Source organism: Microtetraspora glauca (assembly GCF_040656155.1).
GTDB classification, from domain to species: domain Bacteria; phylum Actinomycetota; class Actinomycetes; order Streptosporangiales; family Streptosporangiaceae; genus Microtetraspora; species Microtetraspora glauca.
In genome coordinates this window covers 139,414-158,692 of the sequence record NZ_JBFALK010000008.1, presented here as the reverse complement: position 1 = coordinate 158,692, position 19,279 = coordinate 139,414, and the positions used below count along the sequence as shown (strand labels likewise).

Here is a 19,279-nt window from a genome sequence, read left to right as displayed (position 1 = left end):
CGAACACGGAAACGGCGCCGCACTACCCGGAAACACGGAAACGGCGCCGCACGATGCGTGCGGCGCCGTTCCTTCGAGCCGTGTTACTTGCGCTTCTCGATCTCTTCGGTGAGCTGCGGGACGACCTGGAACAGGTCACCCACGACACCGAAGTCGGCGATCTCGAAGATCGGGGCCTCGGGGTCCTTGTTGATCACGATGATCGTCTTCGAGGTCTGCATACCGGCCCGGTGCTGGATGGCACCGGAGATGCCGGCCGCGATGTAGAGCTGCGGCGACACGGTCTTGCCGGTCTGGCCGACCTGGAACTGGTGCGGGTACCACTTGGCGTCGGTGGCGGCACGCGAGGCGCCGACCGCCGCGCCGATGGAGTCGGCGAGCTTCTCGATGATGGCGAAGTTCTCGGCGGAGCCGACGCCACGGCCACCGGAGACCACGATCGCGGCCTCGGTGAGCTCCGGACGCGCGCCCTTCTCCTCCTTGACCCGCTCCACGATCTTCGCGGCGCGGGCGGCGTCGGACGGGGCCACTTCGACCTTCTCCTCGGCGCCCGCGCCGGCGGCGGCCACGGGAGCGGTGGAGTTGGGACGCACGGCCACGATCGGGGTGCCCTTGGTCACCCGGCTCCGGACGTTGACGCCACCGCCGAAGATCGACTGGTCGGCGACGAAGCCCTCGCCGAGCCCGACCGCGTCGGTGATCACACCGGAGTCCGTCTTGACGGCGAGCCGTCCGGCGACCTCCTTGCCCTCAGTGGTCGCGGCGACGAGGACGGCGGCGGGCGACTTGTCCCCCACCAGCTTGGCGAGCAGCTCGGCCTTCGGCGCCACCACGTAGTTCACGATCTCGTCGCTGTCGGCGACGTAGACCTTGTCGGCGCCGTATTCCGCCAGCTTGGCCTTGGCGGCCTCCGAGTAGCCGGGGCCCGCCCACACCGCCGACGCCTCGCCCAGCGTGCGGGCCAGCGTCAGCAGTTCGAGGGTGACCTTCTTGACCTCTCCGTCGACGTGCTCGACGAGAACCAGGATCTCACTCATCTCGGGGCCCCTCAGATGAACTTCTTCGACGCGAGGAAGTCGGCGGCCTTCACACCACCGTCGCCCTCGTCCTTGACAACCGTGCCCGCGGCGCGCGGCGGGGCCGCGGCGAACTCCGCCACCTCGCTGTAGGCCGCGGCCAGGCCGACGGCGGAGCCGTCGACGGAGGCGTCCGCGATGCCGAGCGTCTCGACCGGCTTCTTCTTGGCGGCCATGATGCCCTTGAACGACGGGTACCGCGGCTCGTTGATCTTCTCGACCACCGAGACGACGGCGGGGAGCGTGGCCTCGACCTTGTCGAAGCCGTAGTCGGTGATCCGCTCGATCGCGATGGCCGACCCGTTCACCTCGACCTTGCGCGCCAGGGTGAGCTGCGGGGTGCCCAGCCGCTCGGCGAGCATCGCCGCGAGCACGCCGGTGCGGGCGTCGGTGGACTCCGAGCCGAGGATGACCAGGTCGAACCCGATCTTCTTCAGCGCCTGCGCCATGGCGTACGACGTGGACAGGGCGTCCGAGCCGTGCAGCGCGTCATCGCTCAGGTGGACGGCCTTGTCGGCGCCCATGGCGAGCGCCTTGCGGATGGTCTCGGTCGCCTTGGCGGGGCCCATGGTGAGAACGGTGACCTCACCACCGTGAGCCTCCTTGAGCCGCAGCGCCTCCTCGACCGCGTACTCGTCGAGCTCGTTCACGACGCCGTCGACGGCGTCCCGGTCGAGCGTCTTGTCATCGGACCGCAACTTGCGCTCGGTCGCAGTGTCGGGGACCTGCTTCACGCAGACGACGATGTTCATGGCCGGTGGCCGACCTCCCGTTTCCGTACGGCTCTCGCTGGCCGCGCATGGGGTATGCGCATGCCCCGCTCAGACTGCCAGGTACCCATGGGCGTGATGACAGCGGGTGCCTCGGGCCAGAGCGGATTGCCCGGTGCTTCCACATGTTACCCACGGGTAGTTTCGCTGCAAACCCTAAGGATGCGCGCTCCGTCCGGTGTACTTTCGCTCACCGGAGGCCCGCTCATCCACCTTACCGAACTTTGTTCCACGCCCTCTGGCGGGGTACGGCTAGCCTCACACCACACCTTTCGCCGCACCCCTTTGTGCCTGATTGCCGCGCCCCTCGCTCAGCTGGCGAGGGCGATGATCGTCAGGAGGAAGAGGACACCACCCACCGCCAGGAGCAGGGTGAGCGTGCTGAAGACGCTGCTCAGCACCGCCCAGAGGGCGATGACCCCGGCCCCGCCCGCGAGATCGACGAGCACCCTCGTCCGCGACTTCGCCAGGAGTCCGAACCCCGCGTCGATCAGCACGCCGACGCCGTACAGGACGAGGATCAGGAGGGAGACCTCCGGAAAGTACTGGCTGGCGGCGGCGGCCACCAGGCCGGCGAAGACGCCCGTCCCGATCACCCAGCGCCTGCGGATGCGCTCCCGGTGCCGTGCTCGCGCCTCCTCCACCGACCGCTGCCTGTTCACCCGCCGGGGCTTCCACTCCCTTGTGGTCTCGCCCGAGAGCCCCGTCATCGCGGTCGGCACCACGTCCCTGGCGCGCCGTACGGGTGCGGCCAGGAGGGGGGACGGTCCCGCCGGGGCGTCGTCCGCGATCGAGGGCGCGACCGAGTCGAGCCGCGCCACGAGCTCGGCGGCGACCGGCCGGATTCCGGGATCGTCCTGCAGGCACTCCCGCAGCAGCGGGCTGAGCCAGGCGGGCACCCCGGACAGGTCCGGCTCGTGGTGCACCACCCGGTAGGCGACGGCCGCGGGCGGTCCGCTCCCGTACGGCTGCCGCCCCGAGGCGGCGAAGGCGAGCGTCGCGGCCCAGGCGAACACATCCGCCTCCGGCCCCGCCTCCGCGCCTTCGAGGACCTCGGGCGACAGGTAGCCGGGAGTGCCGACCACCGCACCCGACGCGGTCACCGAGGCCACGTCCTGGGCGCAGGCGATGCCGAAGTCGATCACGAAGGGCTCGTGGTCGGCGAGGATCACGTTGGCCGGCTTGAGATCGCGATGGACGACGCCCGCCCGATGGATCGACTCCAGCGCCTCGGCGAGGCCGCGCGCGAGCCGCAGCAGGTCCTCACCGCCGACCGGCCCCTCGGTGACCAGCACCGAGCTCAGCGGGCGGCCCTGGACGTACCGGGTGACGATGTACGGGTGCTGCCCGTTGAGCGAGGCGTCGAGGACCTCGGCGATGTGCGGGCCGCGCACCCGGCGCATGGTCTCGACCTCGCGGGCCAGGCGGGTGAGCGCGAGCGAGTCCGCCGCGACGTGCGGGTGGAGGACCTTGACGGCGACGGTCCTTCCCTCGGTGTCGAGCGCCAGGTGAACCTCGCCGAAGCCGCCCGCCCCGAGCTGCGATAGCAGGCGATACGGCCCGAGCTGTCCACCGTTCGGCGACCCCATCCCGCTCCCTTCGCCCCCCATTCCATGGTGCCCCGCCAGTACCAAAGGACTCTCTAAGGACTGGTTAGGACTAGAAAGGGAGAACTGCCTGACCGATCCTCTTCGTGATGTCTCCGATCAGGCCGCCGATCAGGTTGACGACGGTGTCCTCGCCCTTCGCCTTCAGGCTCCCCACGATGTCGTCGATGGCCACGGACGGCGGCCGCCACGGAGCCCAGGACGGGTCCGCGGAGAGCGCCGTCATCACCGCGAAGAACGCCACTGTGCCGACGACGAGCGCGACGACCATGCCCGCGCCAGGGCTGCGGATCGCGCCCGTGAGCGTGCGGGCGACCGCCTTGCGCGGCGCTCCGCCGCCGGGCAGGACGAACAGCCCCGCCACGAAGGCGCCCGCCGCGTAGGCCGCGGCCGGATCGGTGCCCATTTTTCCGATGTAGACGAGCGCGCCCCACACGCACATGCCGAACATCGCCGCGAGCGGTACCTGGACCAGCGTGGCGAACACCGACTTGATCAGCGCCCACGGCGTGCCCAGCACGGCGAGGATCGGGTCGGCCCCGCTGCTGCCGCGTACCGACCGGCGCTCGGCCAGGTCGCCGAGCAGGTAGTGCCCCACCCGGAGACAGAGCGCGGCCACGATCGCGAACAGGCTCACGGTCACCGGGAGGACGCAGGCCAGTGCGACCAGGATGGTGAGCAGCAGCCCGGCCATGACCGGATGCCTGGTGCGATAGCGCGGTCGTTCCTGCTCCGGCGCGTACGGCCGGGCCTGCGCGGCCGGGCCGGTCGGCGCCGGAGGCGTGATCCGGGGGCCGGGCGGCGCGGTGTGCCCGGGCGGGACGCCCTGCGGCCCGGCTACGTGCCCGGGATGCGCCGGCGGATATCCCGCCACTCTCTGGTCCGGGAACGGCGGCGGGTACGGAGCGGGCTGGTAGGGCGGCGGATGGCCCTGACCCGGCGGATAACCGGGGGGAGACGGCGGAACGGCCCTGGCGGGTGACTGCCTCGACTGGCGCGGCTCCCTGCGGGGACGCTCCGGCTCGACGTAGTTCACCGGAGGAAGCAGATCGGAGTAGCTGTCGTCCTCCCGCACCCCTGACGGTGTGTACGGCACGGCGGGAGTGACGGCGTCGTCCAAGACCCTGGTGCCGTCGACGGGCCCGTGCCCGTTGAGGGCCGACGCGTCGAGGACCCTGGTCCCGCCGTCGCGTGCGACCTCCTGGAGTGCGGTCACGGACGGGTCGAGCGCCCGGGACAGCCGCAGGAGGGAGCCGGCCGTGGGGCGCGACGCGGAGTCGGTGGCCAGCGCCAGGCGCAGCCATCCGTGCAGCCACGGCGGCGCGAGGTCGATCTGCGCCTTGCCTTCCAGGATGTTGTAGCAGACCGACTCGAACGTGCCCGAACCGAACGGCGGCTTGCCGGAGACCGCGAAGAACACGGTCGCGGCCAGCGCGTGCACGTCGGCCGCCTGGGTGATCTCGGTGTCCCTGATGATCTCGGGGGCGAGGTATCCGGGTGTGCCGACGAACATGCCCGTCTGGGTCAGCCGGGTGGCGTTCACCAGGTGCGCGATGCCGAAGTCGATCACCAGCGGTTCGCCGTCGACGAGCATCACGTTGGCCGGTTTGAGGTCACGGTGGATGACGTCGGCGGCGTGGATGGCGACCAGCGCCTCACAGAGGCCGCGCGCCAGCCGGACGACGTCGTCGTCCGGAAGCGGACCGTCCTCAAGCACGGTCTGCTCCAGCGTCCGCCCGGGGGCGTACCTCGTCACGATGTACGGCGTGTCGCTGATCAGGTCGGCGTCGAGCACCTCGGCGACGCGGGCGCTGCGCACCCGGCGCATGGTCTCGACCTCGCGGGTGAGCCGGTCGCGTGCCTTGAGGTCGGACGCCACGTGCTGGTGCAGCACCTTGACCGCGACCTCGCGCCCCTCCTCGTCCAGGCCGAGGTGGACCACCCCCATGCCGCCCTCGCCGAGCTGGCGGAGCAGCCGGTAAGGGCCGATCCTCTCCGGAGCCTCAGTCGCCGACATGTCCGTCCCCCGTCACTGATTCCCTGCTTTGTTACGCAACTGGTTCAGGTCCTGCACCACCGAGGGCACGTTGACGGGACCCATGAAGTGTCCCCCTACGTGTTTACCCATCAGGCCGGTCAGCGCAATCGCCGTCACCACCGTGGCGACGGCTCCGGCCCCCCAGGCCAGCGCCGTCGCCGCACTTCTCGTCGGCACCAGCGACGCGAGCGTGCGCCGCATCTGCCGGCTCGGACCCTCCACTCCCGGCCCCGCGCACACCGTCCACAACGCCACGGCGATGCCCCAGCTCAGCGCGTCGAGCGTGGACATCTTCGCGACGAGCACGGTGAGCAGCAGCGTCACCGGAAGTCCGAGGATCAGCGCGTACGGCACCAGCGCGATCGTGATGCCGACCGACCTGAGCAGCGCGGCCGGCTGGCCGAGCACGCGCAGCACGTCCGCCGCCGCGGCGGCCGGCGGCCTGCGGCCGTTCAGCTGGGGCTGCGCGATGTCGGCGGCGCGCAGCAGGATCGTGGCCGGCAGCGCCACCAGGGTGACGAGCAGGGGCGCGATGACCGCGAGGGCCACCACCAGGACCAGCAGCATCGCGCCCGCCACGCCGTACGCCTTGGAGCGCTGGAGCGGGGTGCCGGGCGCCGAACCGGAGGCGGCCACCGGAGGCGGCGGCACCCGGACGGTCGGCTGGAAGGGCGCCGGATGCGGCTGGTGGACGTGCGGCGTCTGCTCGTAGATCTCCGGCGCCTGCTCGAAGAACGACTGCTGGGGATAGGCGCCCCGGAGCTCCTCCGGCCTGACCCTGCGGGTCGGCACGTCCGTCTCGCCGGTCTTCGGCGCGGCCTGCCAGGGCGTCTGGGGCGTCTGGGGCGTCTGGGACGGCGGAGTCGTGGGCGGCGTGACCGGCGGCACGGGAGTGCGCGGGCCGGTCTGCGGCGCGTACCGCGTGGGCGCCTCGTCGGGGCGGGCCGGGTTCCCGGACGTGACGCCCGCCCGGCGCAGGTCCTCGCCGGTCACCCGCACGGTGGGGAACGGGTCGCCGGGCTGGCCCGGCGACGTGGGGTCTCCGAGCAGCGAGACGAACTCCTCCGCCGGAGGCGTGGCGGGCGTGGGCGTGGGCAGGGACGGCGAGGTGGGAGGCCGCCACGGCGGCACGCCCTGCTGCTGAGGCTGCTGAGGCTGTTGGGACTGCTGCCGCGGCGGAACAGGCTGCCCGGGGACGCCGACGACGGGCACCGGCCGGCCGGTCGTCTCGTCGACGTTCGGGACCGTGGTGATCTCGTCGGGCACGTGTGCCCTGCCGCCACGCGCCATGAGCCGGCTCACCTGCCGGCTCAGCTCGGCGGCGGTCGGGCGTTTGGCCGGTTCGCGTTGGAGCGCCGCGCGCAACACCGGCTGGATCAGCGCGGGAGCGGCGCTGACGTTGGCCTTGCCGGAGGTGATGTTGTAGAAGATCATCTCCAGCGTGCCCTTGCCGAAGGGGGGCAGGCCAGTGGCGGCGTAGAGCAGGGTGCCCGCCCAGGCGTGCACGTCCACCTCGGGACCGGCCTCGTGCCCCTCGATGATCTCGGGCGCGAGATAGCCGGGCGTCCCGATGAACATGCCGGTCTGGGTGAGGCGCGTGGCGTCCACAGCCTGGGCGATGCCGAAGTCGATCAGGACCGGACGCCCGTCGAGCATGAGCACGTTGCCCGGCTTCAGGTCGCGGTGGATCACCCCGGCGGCGTGCACGGCGGCGAGCGCCTCGGCCACGCCGCTCGCGACCTGCAGCAGAGCGTCCACGGAGAGCGGACCGTCCTGCTTGACGATCTCGTCCAGCGGGCGGCCCGGCACGTACCGGGTCACGATGTAGGGCCGGTGGCCCGTGACGTCGGCGTCGAGGACCTCCGCGATGTACGCGCTGCGCACCCGCCGCATCGTCTCGACCTCGCGCGACAGTCTCCTGCGAGCGACGTCGTCCTGAGTGACCTCCGGGCGCAGGACCTTGACGGCCACCTGCCTCCCGTGCGGATCCAGGGCGAGGTGGACCACGCCCATGCCGCCCTCACCGAGCCGCCGCAGCAGCCGGTAGGGGCCCAGTCGGTCGTCCTGATTCATGGCGTAAGCACCATACCGACTAAAGCACCGTCCATGACTGAACCATCGCGCCACATCCTGCTCGTGACAACGCATGGAACAGCCATTCGGTTTCCCATGTGACGGTCACGAGGGCCTCGGGGACCGTCACATGGCGAGGGAGAGCACCTCCGCGCCGGTCGCCGCGACCAGCGCCTTCCCGGAAAGTGCCAGCTTGGAGCGGCGGACGCCGCTTCCGATCACGATGAAGTCCCGCCGGGTCACATTTTCGTCAACGAGCACCGGCCAGGCCGCGGGAAGCCCGATCGGGGTGATGCCGCCGTACTCCATGCCGGTGAGCTCGACGGCCTCGGCCTGCGGGGCGAAGGAGACCTTCCGGACGTCCAGGTGCCTCCTGACGACCCCGTTCACGTCCGCCCGGTCCTCGGCGAGCACCAGCACCGCGGCGTACCGGACCTCGCCGCCCCTCTTGCCCGCCACGATCACGCAGTTGGCCGAGTCCTCCGGGGCCACGCCGTACCGCTCGCAGAACGCGGCGGTGTCCGAGAGCGCGGGATCGATCTCGGCCACCCTCAGGTCCGCGCCGGTCTCCTGGACCGCTTTCGCCACGGGGTCCGCGAGCAGGTCGATCCGGTCGGCGACGGGCACCCAGTCGAGCATCAGGACTCCTTCAACACACGCTCGTGCAGTTGGGTGACCACATTACGGGCCGACTCGAACGCGCCCGCCTGCCACGCGACGAGATGGGTGAGCCAGTCTCCGGCGAAGTAGACCCTGCCGTCGGGCTTCTGCAGCAGCGAGAAGGCGCCCTCGTAGGAGGGCCAGGCCATCCAGGCCCCCTCGATGTACGGCTGGCGCTGCCAGGCGATGGAGACGCTGGAGGCGAGCGCGCTGCGGTACTTCGCCCCGTGGATCTTCATGCCCTGGTCGAGCGCCCGGCGCTGCCGCTCGGCGTGCTTCAGCCGCGCGTAGGCGTCGGCGTCCGATCCCGTGTTGTAGTAGCCGACGACCAGCCCGCTCCGGCCGTGGAACCCGTGCGAGGGATACCAGATGTGGGAGATGTCGAGATCGGTCTCGGTGACGCCGCCGTAGATGTGGTCGTCGCTCTCCCACCAGCGCGACCGGTACTCCAGCCCGATCTTGCCCGCGGACGCCGGCTTGGGCGTGGACAGCGCGTCCACGGTGCGGCGGTCGAGGTTGCCGGGCACCCGCGCGAGAACGTTCGGCGGCAGCGCGGCGATGCAGTAGTCGGCCCGGACGGAGCCGCCCTTGTACGCGACCTCGACGCCGTCCGGCCGGTTGGTGATCTTCTCGGCCGGGGCGGAGGTGCGGATCCGGTCCTTGCCGACCGCGTCCACGAGCCGGGTGACGATCGCGTCCATGCCGCCCACCGGCTGGAACATCGGCATGGCCTGGTCATAGGCGAGCCCGAAGCTCACCGTCCTGCCGATCCGATATCCGAGGACCTCGCTGAGCGAGGGCGGCCCGCCGGTGGATTCGCCCCTGCGTTCGGAGCCCGCGTACGCGTACCGGTCGCCGATGTCGCCGAAGGCCGACAGGAAGTCGAGCAGCAGTTCCTTGTCCTGCCCGGTCAGCCGCCGGTCGAGGGCGCCCTCGTTCGTCGCCTTGGCCAGCAGCTCGCTGAGGTAGCCGTACGTGTCGGCACGGGCCGTACGCGCCCGGATCGGGGCCGCCATGCCGCTCGTGTAGACGTAGGCGCTGGGGTTCTCGTTGACGAACACCTCGATGGGGACGCCCAGGTCGCGGCAGTAGTCGAGGGTGATCATCCACTGGGCGATCCGGCCGGGGCCCGCGTTGAAGTAGATCCCCTCGCCGAACTTCGCCTCCTGGGTCTCTCCCGCGATCTCGGGAAGCCGGTCGCCGTGGCGGAGCGTGCGGTTCCGCCCTCCGACGTGGTCGCGCGCCTCCAGCACCGTGCAGTCGTAGCCCGCCCTGCCCAACTCGTACGCGCAGGCGAGCCCCGCGACGCCCGCGCCGAGGATCACGACCTTCGCCCCGGCGCGGCCGCGTAACGCGAAGTCGGAGGCCCGGGGCGGGGCGTAGTCCGTCGACTGCCGGTCGGGGGCCAGCCCGAGCGCGCCCATGGCGGCGTACATCGCGCCCGCGCCTCCGGCGGCGCCGAGACCGACGAGGAGCCCACGCCGCGTGAGCGTCCCTCGCGTCGTGGCGCCGCTCATCCCGCCGACCCCGTGCCGCTCGTGTCCGTCCTCGTCACCGGGTCCGCCTCAGCCGTAGATCCCGCTGCCGCACGCGACCTGTCCGGCGATCATGGCGAAGATGCCGAAGAGCGCCATGATCTCCCGGTAGTCGTCCGTGCTGAACTCGGTGTGCCGGGGGCCGACCTGCCGGGTGCCGGGAACGATCGCACAGCCCGCCGCGATCGCGGTCGAGTTCCACTCGACGCCCAGCGTGTACGGCGGCGTCACGGCGTAGGGCCGGAAGTCGCCCAGCCGGCCGAGCGCCCGCGCGGCGGCCTCCCGGATGCGGGCCTGGGCGACGCTCGGCGGCAGCAGCTCGGCGGAGAACCGGTCGACGCCCTTCTTGACGGCCACGGTCTCCACGTCGCCAAGCAGCTCGCGGGCCTCCTCGCAGACGGCCTCGTCTCCGGTGATCAGCGCGATGGGAACGCCCATCGAACCGGCGAACCCGGCGACCAGCCGGGTCTCCCCGCAGATCTCGCCGTTGAGGTAGACGTTCTGGATCTCCTTGCCCATCCAGGTGTGGTTGAGCACGCCGTGCTGCACGCCCGCCCGCGCGTGGTACCCGGCGAAGCAGGCGGCGTCGAAGTCCGGGGTGAGCCCCTGCCCCATCCGGTGCGGCTTGCCCGGCCCCCGGATGAGCGTCGCGCGCGGGTCGATCAGGTCGATCCGCAGGTTCTTGGTCGACCCGTGGGCGTCGTTGATCAGCACGGCTTCGGCACCGGCGTCGAAGGCGCCCGCGACGACGGCGTTGGCGTCGCCCGTCATCAACTCGCAGCCGCGCTCGTAGCCCCGGCCGCCCGCGTGCATCTCCTCCGGGTCGGTCAACCCGGTGACGCCCTCCATGTCCACGGACACGTAGATCTTCAACTGACCCCCCAGTTCTCCACCCGGGCGATCTCGTCCGGGGTCATCAGGCCGATGCCTTCCATGTACGTCGCGACCTGCTTCCGCCACGGCTCCGGGATCTCCTCGATCGCCGGGGGATAGCAGTGGTCCAGCCAGCGGGTGGACTCCTCGGTCGCCCGCAGGTGTTCGGCGGCCCGCGCGAACGGCGTGTCCTCGATCCCGGGCACCCGCGCGCAGCCGTACTCGATCATCTCCTGCCCGCCGTACGGGGGCGGCTCCTGCCACTTGCGGGCGACCGCGCTGCTCGCGGTGAGCGAGGTCGCGAGCGGGCGCCGCTCGACGGCGGCCTGGATGAGCTCCTTGTACAGGCACTTGCCGCAGGTGCCGCAGGGGCCGTCGCCCGAGCCGCGCAGGCACCAGCGCACCTGGTCGCGCAGCTCGGACTCGAGCGCGACGCGCATCGTCATGGCCTCGCTGATGCCCCCGACGGGCAGCACGACCGGCAGCCCGGCGGCCGCGAACACGCGGCCCCATCGCCCGTGTGGGGCCCACATGGGGTTGTCGGGCGTGTACCTGTGCACGTACCTGTCGCCGCCCAGCCAGCGGGATCCGAGCTCGTAGCCCATCGCGAGGCCGCCGAGGTCGAGCTCGTCCGCGAGGAGGAGCGCGCCGGCGGCCACCGCGTGGTGCTCGGGATAACCCGGCCGGGGATAGGAGAGCAGGAACTCCAGATCGGACGTCACGATGCTGAGTTCGCGCCCGGTCTGCCCGGCGAGGCGGGCGAGAACGTCGGAGCGGTAGTGCGTCCACCGGTTCGGGACCCGGGGATGGCTGATCCGCTTGAAGTGGACCAGCGGGGCGTCCGGGAGGATCGCGGCCACCGCCACGGAGTCCGCGCCGCCGCTGTAGGAGATCGCGAGCCGCGTCCCGGATCTCGGCTCAGCACCGACCGGCCCCGCCTCGACGCCCCATCCGTCGTGGACGGCCTCGGCGAGTGCCGGGGAGATCGGCCGGTCGAAGGTCACCCGCCGCCCTGTCCACGGCGCCACCACCGTCCAGGCCGCCACCGCGAGCAGGTCCGGATGCACGTACGGCTGAGCGGACGGCCGGGCGCACGACTGGGATGAAGCGGCGGGCGGGAGCCGTACCTGGCAGGAGTTGGTGCGCAGTTCCAGACGCTGACCGTCGGTGCAGGTGCCGGTGGTGGCGTCCTCGGGGTCGAGCATGAAGGTGAGCCGCCAGACGTGGTCGCCCTTCCCCGCCCCGGGGGCTCCCTCGTCGTCCCGTCCCCCGGCGGTCCAGGTGACGCGCACGGCTACTCCGCGTCCACGGTCACGACGGCCCTGGCCTGGAACTCGGTCCTGATCTCGGCTCTGAGCGCGTCGATCGCCTGCCACACGAGCATCTCGTTCTGCAGCAGGCGATCGAGGGCGTCGGCGGTCTCGGTCGCGAGCCGGTGCGCGTCCGTTCCCCGGAGGTCGACCGTGGGCGCCTTGGGCGGGGTGATCACCACCTGCCGCAGCCGATCGACCTCACTGCGCAGGGACACGACCTCCCGGCGCAGCATCTGGACCTCCCACAGGGCGTCCTTGATGTCTTTCCGATGCTCCGCCTTGTTGACGTATCGGGCGTCGATCCGGGAACGCACCGCCCGACGGAGCCGTGAAGGAATCAGCGCGCGTAAGACGAACCGCATGAACCGACACCATAGCGGCAAAGCCATCGGCCTTTGTGATCAATATCTATTTGTGCCCATCGCCTCATGTCGGCATTTGTCGCTATACGCGGATGAGCGCGTACGGCGGGCGGATCAGCGGCCGGTGAACTTGGGACGGCGCTTCGCCGCGAACGCCCCCATGCCTTCCTTGGCGTCCTCCGTGGCGAACAGAGCGGAGAACTGGAGCCGCTCGATCTCCAGGCCGGTGTCGAGATCGACCTCCAGTCCCCGGTCGACCGCCTGCTTGGCCGCGCGGAGCGACACGGCGGGACCTCCGACGAAGGTCGAGGCCAGCTCCAGCGCGGCGGTGTAGACCTCGTCGTCCGGGACCACCCGGTCCGCAAGCCCGATGGCCAGCGCCTCGGCGGCGTCCACGTGCCTGCCGGTGAAGATCAGGTCCTTCGCCCTGGCCGGCCCGATCAGCCGGGGCAGCCGCTGGGTGCCTCCCGCGCCCGGGATGAGGCCCAGAGAGATCTCCGGCTGGCCCAGCTTGGCGCTCTCCCCCACCACGCGGAAATCGGCGCAGAGGGCGAGCTCGCACCCGCCTCCCAGGGCGTACCCGGTGATCGCCGCGACGACGGGCTTGCCGATCTCGGCGACGGCGGTGAAACACTCCTGCAGCGTCCGCGAGTGCGCCGCCATGTCCACGTAGGACATCACGGCCATCTCCTTGATGTCGGCACCGGCGGCGAACACCCGCTCGCCCCCGTAGAGGATCACCGCGGCGATCAGCGGATCGGCGTCCACGATCCGCGCGCACTCGGCGATCTCCTCCTGGACCTGCCGGTTGAGGGCGTTCATCTTGGGCCGGTCGAGCCGGATGGTCGCGATCTGGTCGGTGATCTCAACGCTGACGAACTCGCCCATGACACCGTCGTCCTTCCGTAAGCTGACGCGCTGGCTGGCGCGCTCCGATGGCGTGACCACCTTACGACTGGGCCAGAGGAAGATCGCGCGGTGATCCCGGTGTCCGGCCCGGTACGGCGACCTGGTGGTACACGCGCTCGTATCCCCCGACCATGACGGGGACGTCGAAGTTGCGGGCGACGTGCGCGCGACTGAGCGCCGGATCCAGGTCCCCCGACGCCTCGATCGCCGGGGGCAGCTCGCCCAGCTCCTTCCTGACGAAGCCGGTGACCCCGTCCACCACGATCTCGGCGACGGACCCCCGGTCGAGCGCCACCACCGGCGTGCCGCAGGCCATCGACTCGATCATGGTCATGCCGAACGGCTCCTCCCATTGGAGAGGGAACAGCAGGCAGCGGGCCTTGGACAGCAGCTCACGCTTCAGATCGGCGTCCGCCTCCCCGACGTACTGGACCCCCTGGCCCAGCCGGGGCTTGACGTACGCCTCGAAGTAGGCGTGCTCGATCTCCTCCGACCGCTTGCCGGCCAGGACGATGCGGCGCCCCACCGCGCGTGCGGCCTCGATCGCCAGATGCGCCCCCTTGTCGGGGTTGAAGCGGCCGAGCCAGAGGACCCAGTCCTCCTTCAGGTCGCGGAAGGGGAAGGACGCGACGTTCACCGCGTTGTGCACCCGCCCGGCCCAGTCGAGCCGCGAGCCGCGGGCGCGCTGCGCGGACGAGATCGCGACCAGCGCGACGTTCCCGTCGAGCGCCCGGTAGTAGTCGCCCATCTCGCCGGTGACCGCGCCGTGGCAGGTGACCACCGTCGGCGCGGCCCGGCTGCCCGCGCCGAGCGGCCCCGCCAGCGAGTGGTCGTGGACCACGTCGACCACGAGATCCTCCAGCATCCGTTCCACCCTGGCCGCGTGCAGCACCTCCGGCATCGGGTCCCCGATCCGCTGGGACGGCGGCTGCTCGTAGGTGCGCAGGTCGACGCCACGTCCCGCGCCGATCAGCGTCACCTGGTGGCCCCGCTGTACGAGCCCGACGACCAGGTCGGCGACCATCGACTCGATGCCCCCGTAGCCGCGCGGCGGGACCTCGTACCACGGCGGCGCGATCATGGCGATCCGAAGAGCGCCACGCCCTCGCCACAGTTCGTTCCGCGACTCCATCCCCACCTCCGGTCGTCAGCTGTTGTCCGTGACCATCGCGCTGATCGGGGAACGCGCCTTGTGGAGGACCTCGATGGTCTCCGGCAGGCCGGAGACCCGTGTGCCCCCTTTCTCGTCGACCTCGATGCCGATCCGGGTCCCCGCGAGGCGCAGGCCGGTGAGGCTCAGCGACCCGAACCCCTCGGGCAGCACGGGATCGACCCAGATCTTCTGGTACGGCACCCAGGGGTCGAACCGGAGCAGCGTCCGCATCATGTGGATGGGGGCGGCCGCCGCCCACGCCTGCGGCGAGCACGACGTCGGGTACGGCACCGGCACGGGGAACTCCGTACGGTCGAACCCGCAGAAGAGCTCGGGCAACCGCCCGCCGAACGCCTTCGCCGCGTCCAGCACCGCCATGATGATCCGCTGCGACTCCGTGACGAAGCCGTAGCGCATCAGCCCGCCGGCCACGATCGCGTTGTCATGCGGCCAGACCGACCCGTTGTGGTAGCTCATCGGGTTGTACGCGGCCATGTCGGTGGCCAGCGTCCTGACGCCGAAGCCACTGAACATCGCCTTCGACATCAGGTGCTCGACGACGACGACGGCCCGCTCCGGCGCGATGATGCCGGTCCACAGGCAGTGGCCCATGTTGGAGGCGAGACTGTCGATGGGCACGCCGCTGCAGTCCAGGCCGATCGCGTAGTAGCCCCGGTCCGGCAGCCAGAACCGCTCGTTGAACGCCTCGCGGATGCGCTGGGCGCGCTCCGTGCACCGCCGCTCCGTCTCGGTGTCGCCCGACTCGTGGGCGAAGTGGCCGCGCGCGATGTAGGCCGAGTACACGTACCCCTGCACCTCGGCGAGCGCGATCGGCGGGCGGGCCAGCGTGCCGTCGGCGAAGTTGACCCCGTCGTAGGAGTCCTTCCATCCCTGGTGGACCAGGCCCTGGTCGGTCTTCCTGCAGTACCAGAGGAAGTCGTCCTTCAGGCCGTAGTTCTCGATCCAGGCCAGCGCCGCGTCTGCGGGCGGGAGCAGTTCCTCCACCGCCTCCCGGTGCAGGCCCCACCGGCGCAGCTCGCCGAGGAGCATGACGAACAGCGGGGTCGCGTCGACCGAACCGTAGTACGCGTTGCCGCCGAGAGGCGACGTGGGTGTGGACACGCCGAACCGCAGCTCGTGCAGGATCTTGCCCGGCTCCTCCTCGGTCAGCGGGTCCACCCGCGTGCCCTGCAACCTCGCCAGCCTGCGCAGCGTGCCGAGGGCGAGCGACCGGTCCAGCGTCAGCGCGAACCACGAGGCCAGCAGCGAGTCACGGCCGAACAGGGTCATGAACCAGGGGGCGCCGGCCGCGATCGACGGCGGGTCGTCCGGATAGTCGGCCTCGAACAACCGCAGCGACCCCAGATCCTCCCTCGCGCAGCGCAGCGCCTGGGTGAGGAAGGCGTCCTGCGACGCGACGACCGGGACCTGCCGCTCCCAGTCGGCCCGTCGTACGGCCGGCTCCGCCCGTTCGAGGGTGGAGAACCACGCCTGCGACTCCTCCCCCTCGATGATGGGATTCACGTGCACCGCCGCACGCCACTCCCCCCGGGCCGGTACGACGGCGCGGAAGGTCAGCAGGCCGGGTACGGCGAGGACGCCGGTGGAGACGACGGATACTCCCCTGCCCCGGCTCATGGAGTAGATCCGCAGGCCGTCCGGGCTGCTGGTGACGTCGATGTCGGCGACGTGGCGGATCCGGTCGGTCTTGACCTCGAACAGGTCGGCCACGTCCGAGCCGACGTGGATCTCGACCACGCATCCGGCCGGCTCGTCGGAGAGGTTGCGCAACGTGATGTCCTCGCGCAGCCCGCCGCCGACGTAGCGGTCGCGCAACACCAGCAGGGTGCTCTCGACACGTCCGGGTCGCGGCCGCGTCCTGCTGAGGAACACCGCGTGGTACGGCTCGGCCGGCAACACCTGCAACGGCTCGATCGGCGCCTCGTCCACCCGCAGCTCCCAGCGGGAGAGCAACCGGGTGTCGGCGTGGTAGACCCCTTCGGCGCCACCCGCCACGATGTCGCCGTTCCGGCCGGACACGCAGAACGAGCCGCCCTCGACCAGGGTCACCGTCGCGCCCCCGAGCGCGGTCGGCTGCCCCTCGAACGTCCAACCGCTCATGATCCCCCCAGGACCGGTTTCGCCCGATGCATCCAGTTTGCCCCTTTGTGGGTCCCGATCCCGCGAAGAGCAGCCCGAATGTCGTACGCCCGGTCCCGGAGGGAGGGTCAGCGGAGGGTGCCGTTGGTCATGCCGACAGGTTCCTCGGGCACGGCGATCAGGCCCAGCTCGGCCGGAGACGCCATGAGCGGGTGGTCGGGCACGACCCTGACGGTGTAACCGAAGGCCCCCGTGCGGTCCAGCGGCAGCGTCCCGACGCAGTAGGCCCGGCCGTCGTCGCCCGTCGAGTCCACCGTGAGCGTGGCGTACACCGGATCGATCAGCTCGTCGTGCGCCCCGACCCGTCCGTACGCCGCCTGGACCCGTACGTCGTCCGGGGACAACTCGCCCAGCGCGACCGTCGCGCGCAGCTCCAGTGTGGCCCCGAGCTCGGGGGTGTCACCGATGCCCGACGCCTCGACGTGCTCGACCCGGACGCCCGGCCACGCGCGGGTGACCCGCAGCTTCCAGGCCGCGAACGCCTTGGCGTCCCGGTAGCCGTCCGCGGACAACGTCCGCGCCGAGGCGGCGGCCGGGGCGTACAGGTCGCCGACGTAGTCGCGGAGCATCCGCCCGGCGAGGACCTTGGGACCGAGAGAAGTCAGGGTGTGCTTGACCATCTCCATCCAGCGCCGCGGCAGCCCGTCGGCGGCGCGGTCGTAGAACCGGTCGGCGACCTCACGCTCGATCAGGTCGTAGAGGGCGGCGGCCTCCAGCTCGTCCCGGCGTTCGGGATCGGCGACGCCGTCGGCGGTCGGGATGGCCCAGCCGTTGTTGCCGTCGTACCACTCCTCCCACCAGCCGTCGCGGATGGAGAGATTCAGACCACCGTTGAGCGCCGCCTTCATCCCGGAGGTGCCGCACGCCTCGAGCGGGCGCAGCGGGTTGTTCATCCACACGTCGCACCCGGTGACCATGAGCCGGCCCAGCGCCATGTCGTAGTCGGGCAGGAAGACGATGCGGTGCCGCACGTCCTCCTCGTCGGCGAACTTCACGATCTGCTGGATGAGCTTCTTGCCCCCCTCGTCGGCGGGGTGGGCCTTGCCCGCGATCACGATCTGGACGGGCTTCTCCGGGTCGAGGAGCAGCGCGCGGAGCCGGTCGGGATCGCTGAGCATGAGCGTGAGGCGCTTGTAGGACGGCACGCGGCGGGCGAAGCCCATCGTCAGCGCCTCGGGGTCCAGCGCCTCGTCGGCCCACCCCAGCTCCGCGTCGGACGCGCCGCGCTCGCGCCAGGACTGCTTGATCCGCTGGCGCGCCTCCATGACGAGACCGGCCCGGAGCTTGCCGCGGATCGCCCAGAGCTCCTGGTCGGGGATCTTCTGGATCGCGTCCCAGCCCTGGCCGGTCTCGACCAGCTCGGGCAGCTCCCTGTCGGCGAGTTCCATCATCTCGCGGCCCACCCACGTCGGGGCGTGCACGCCGTTCGTGATGGATCCGATGGGGATCTCGTCGATGTCGAACCCGGGCCACAGCCCGTGGAACATCTCCCGGCTCACCCTGCCGTGCAGCAGGGACACGCCGTTGACGCGCTGCGCGAGCCGCATGCCCATGACCGCCATGTTGAAGACGGGCTTCTCGCCCTCCACGGCGTCGGGCTCGGCGCCCAGCTCCAGAATGCGTTCGACGTTCACGGTCGGCCACGCGTTGGCGCCGCCGAACTGGCGGGCGATCATCTCCACCGGGAACCTGTCGATCCCCGCGGGGACCGGCGTGTGCGTGGTGAAGACGGTGCCCGCGCGTACGGCCTCCAGCGCCTCGTCGAAGGAGAGCCGGGCCTCGGTGAGCTCGCGGATGCGTTCGAGGCCGAGGAAACCCGCGTGCCCCTCGTTGGTGTGGAACACCTCGGGCTCCGGGTGCCCCGTGATCCGGCAGTACGCCCGGAGCGCGCGGACGCCGCCGATGCCGAGCAGCAGTTCCTGCATCAGGCGGTGGTCGCCGCCGCCGCCGTAGAGGCGGTCGGTCACGTCCCTGGCCGCGGCGTCGTTCTCCGCGACGTCGGAGTCGAGCAGGAGCAGCGGCACCCGGCCGACCTGGGCCACCCAGATCTGGGCGTGCAGGGTGCGCGGCCCCGGCAGGCCGATCCTGATCCGGGCGGGAGAGCCGTCCCGGTTCTTGAGGAGGGTGAGCGGCAGGCCACCGGGATCGAGCGACGGATAGTGCTCGAGCTGCCAGCCCTCCGGCGAGAGCGACTGCGAGAAGTAGCCGTGCCGGTAGAGCAGCCCCACCGCGAGGATCGGCACGCCGAGGTCGCTCGCGGCCTTCAGATGGTCGCCCGCCAGGATGCCGAGGCCGCCGGAGTACTGCGGCAGCGCGGCGGCGATGCCGTACTCGGGCGAGAAGTAGCCGACGGCGGCGGGACCTCCCTCGAGCGACTGATACCAGCGGGGCGCGGTCATGTACTCACGGAGATCGTCAGAGGCGTCGGCCAGCCGGCGGAGGAACCGCCGGTCCTGGGCGAGCGCGCGCAGCCGGTCTGCCTCGACCGCGCCGAGCAGCGCGACCGGGTCGTGACCGACCCGCTCCCAGACCTCGGGATCCACCTCGGCGAACAGATCCATCGTCTCCGGGTGCCATGACCAGCGCAGATTGTGGACCAGCTCGCCCAGCGGCGCGAGCTCGGGAGGGAGGACGGTACGGACGGTGAACCTGCGGATTGCTCTCACGGGGCCAGACCCTAGTTACTCAGCGCCACGGCGCGCGACCAAAACACTCGTGTCCAGGGAAAGCACCTCCCGGCGCGGGGGGCG

14 protein-coding genes are annotated in these 19,279 nt (G+C 71.2%); all 14 read right to left on the bottom strand.

Translation table 11 applies throughout. From position 1 onward, the window contains the following. Positions 1-83 precede the first annotated feature (83 nt). Positions 84-1,037 (bottom strand): electron transfer flavoprotein subunit alpha/FixB family protein, encoded by a 954-nt coding sequence (locus AB0I59_RS16745; RefSeq protein ID WP_061255095.1) that lies wholly within the window; start codon positions 1,035-1,037, stop codon positions 84-86. 11 nt (positions 1,038-1,048) lie between these two features. Continuing rightward, positions 1,049-1,828 (bottom strand): electron transfer flavoprotein subunit beta/FixA family protein, encoded by a 780-nt coding sequence (locus AB0I59_RS16740; RefSeq protein WP_061255096.1) that lies wholly within the window; start codon positions 1,826-1,828, stop codon positions 1,049-1,051. A gap of 329 nt (positions 1,829-2,157) precedes the next feature. Continuing rightward, positions 2,158-3,435, bottom strand: a complete 1,278-nt coding sequence (locus AB0I59_RS16735; protein ID WP_358133623.1) for a serine/threonine-protein kinase — start codon at positions 3,433-3,435, stop codon at positions 2,158-2,160. Between the two features lie 70 nt (positions 3,436-3,505). Continuing rightward, positions 3,506-5,470 carry a serine/threonine-protein kinase gene (locus tag AB0I59_RS16730; protein WP_358133620.1) on the bottom strand — a complete coding sequence of 655 codons (1,965 nt, stop codon included), beginning with the start codon at positions 5,468-5,470 and terminating at the stop codon, positions 3,506-3,508. Between the two features lie 12 nt (positions 5,471-5,482). Then, the gene (locus tag AB0I59_RS16725; protein WP_358133617.1) at positions 5,483-7,564 is read right to left on the bottom strand and encodes a serine/threonine-protein kinase; all 2,082 of its coding nucleotides are present in this window, start codon (positions 7,562-7,564) and stop codon (positions 5,483-5,485) included. Positions 7,565-7,690: 126 nt separating this feature from the next. Further along, entirely contained in the window at positions 7,691-8,203 is a 513-nt protein-coding gene (locus tag AB0I59_RS16720) for a YbaK/EbsC family protein (RefSeq protein WP_061255100.1), read from the bottom strand. Beyond that, a complete protein-coding gene (locus AB0I59_RS16715; RefSeq protein WP_358133613.1) occupies positions 8,203-9,741 on the bottom strand; it encodes a flavin monoamine oxidase family protein in 1,539 nt (512 codons plus the stop codon). The genes AB0I59_RS16720 and AB0I59_RS16715 overlap by 1 nt, the downstream gene beginning before the upstream one ends. Positions 9,742-9,789: 48 nt before the next feature. Then, entirely contained in the window at positions 9,790-10,632 is an 843-nt protein-coding gene (locus AB0I59_RS16710) for a M55 family metallopeptidase (RefSeq protein ID WP_061255102.1), read from the bottom strand. Next, positions 10,629-11,924, bottom strand: a complete 1,296-nt coding sequence (locus AB0I59_RS16705) for a DUF6395 domain-containing protein (protein WP_358133610.1) — start codon at positions 11,922-11,924, stop codon at positions 10,629-10,631. The genes AB0I59_RS16710 and AB0I59_RS16705 overlap by 4 nt, the downstream gene beginning before the upstream one ends. A gap of 2 nt (positions 11,925-11,926) precedes the next feature. Next, on the bottom strand, positions 11,927-12,259 hold the full coding sequence (locus tag AB0I59_RS16700) for a hypothetical protein (RefSeq protein WP_358133608.1): 333 nt from the start codon (positions 12,257-12,259) through the stop codon (positions 11,927-11,929). 162 nt (positions 12,260-12,421) lie between these two features. After that, positions 12,422-13,195: an enoyl-CoA hydratase/isomerase family protein gene (locus tag AB0I59_RS16695; protein ID WP_061255250.1), complete on the bottom strand. Its 774-nt coding sequence runs from the start codon at positions 13,193-13,195 to the stop codon at positions 12,422-12,424. Positions 13,196-13,256: 61 nt separating this feature from the next. Then, positions 13,257-14,348, bottom strand: coding sequence for a glycosyltransferase family 4 protein (locus tag AB0I59_RS16690; protein WP_061255104.1), 1,092 nt, complete (start codon positions 14,346-14,348; stop codon positions 13,257-13,259). 15 nt (positions 14,349-14,363) lie between these two features. After that, on the bottom strand, positions 14,364-16,490 hold the full coding sequence (locus tag AB0I59_RS16685) for an amylo-alpha-1,6-glucosidase (RefSeq protein ID WP_061255105.1): 2,127 nt from the start codon (positions 16,488-16,490) through the stop codon (positions 14,364-14,366). A gap of 107 nt (positions 16,491-16,597) precedes the next feature. Continuing rightward, entirely contained in the window at positions 16,598-19,195 is a 2,598-nt protein-coding gene (gene glgP, locus AB0I59_RS16680) for an alpha-glucan family phosphorylase (protein WP_358133603.1), read from the bottom strand. Positions 19,196-19,279 lie beyond the last annotated feature (84 nt).

Coding starts and splice junctions, on each gene's coding strand:
- AB0I59_RS16745 (WP_061255095.1), bottom strand. CDS start 1,037: ATGAGTGAGATCCTGGTTCTCGTCGAGCACGTCGACGGAGAGGTCAAG.
- AB0I59_RS16740 (WP_061255096.1), bottom strand. CDS start 1,828: ATGAACATCGTCGTCTGCGTGAAGCAGGTCCCCGACACTGCGACCGAG.
- AB0I59_RS16735 (WP_358133623.1), bottom strand. CDS start 3,435: ATGGGGTCGCCGAACGGTGGACAGCTCGGGCCGTATCGCCTGCTATCG.
- AB0I59_RS16730 (WP_358133620.1), bottom strand. CDS start 5,470: ATGTCGGCGACTGAGGCTCCGGAGAGGATCGGCCCTTACCGGCTGCTC.
- AB0I59_RS16725 (WP_358133617.1), bottom strand. CDS start 7,564: ATGAATCAGGACGACCGACTGGGCCCCTACCGGCTGCTGCGGCGGCTC.
- AB0I59_RS16720 (WP_061255100.1), bottom strand. CDS start 8,203: ATGCTCGACTGGGTGCCCGTCGCCGACCGGATCGACCTGCTCGCGGAC.
- AB0I59_RS16715 (WP_358133613.1), bottom strand. CDS start 9,741: ATGAGCGGCGCCACGACGCGAGGGACGCTCACGCGGCGTGGGCTCCTC.
- AB0I59_RS16695 (WP_061255250.1), bottom strand. CDS start 13,195: ATGGGCGAGTTCGTCAGCGTTGAGATCACCGACCAGATCGCGACCATC.
- AB0I59_RS16690 (WP_061255104.1), bottom strand. CDS start 14,348: ATGGAGTCGCGGAACGAACTGTGGCGAGGGCGTGGCGCTCTTCGGATC.
- AB0I59_RS16685 (WP_061255105.1), bottom strand. CDS start 16,490: ATGAGCGGTTGGACGTTCGAGGGGCAGCCGACCGCGCTCGGGGGCGCG.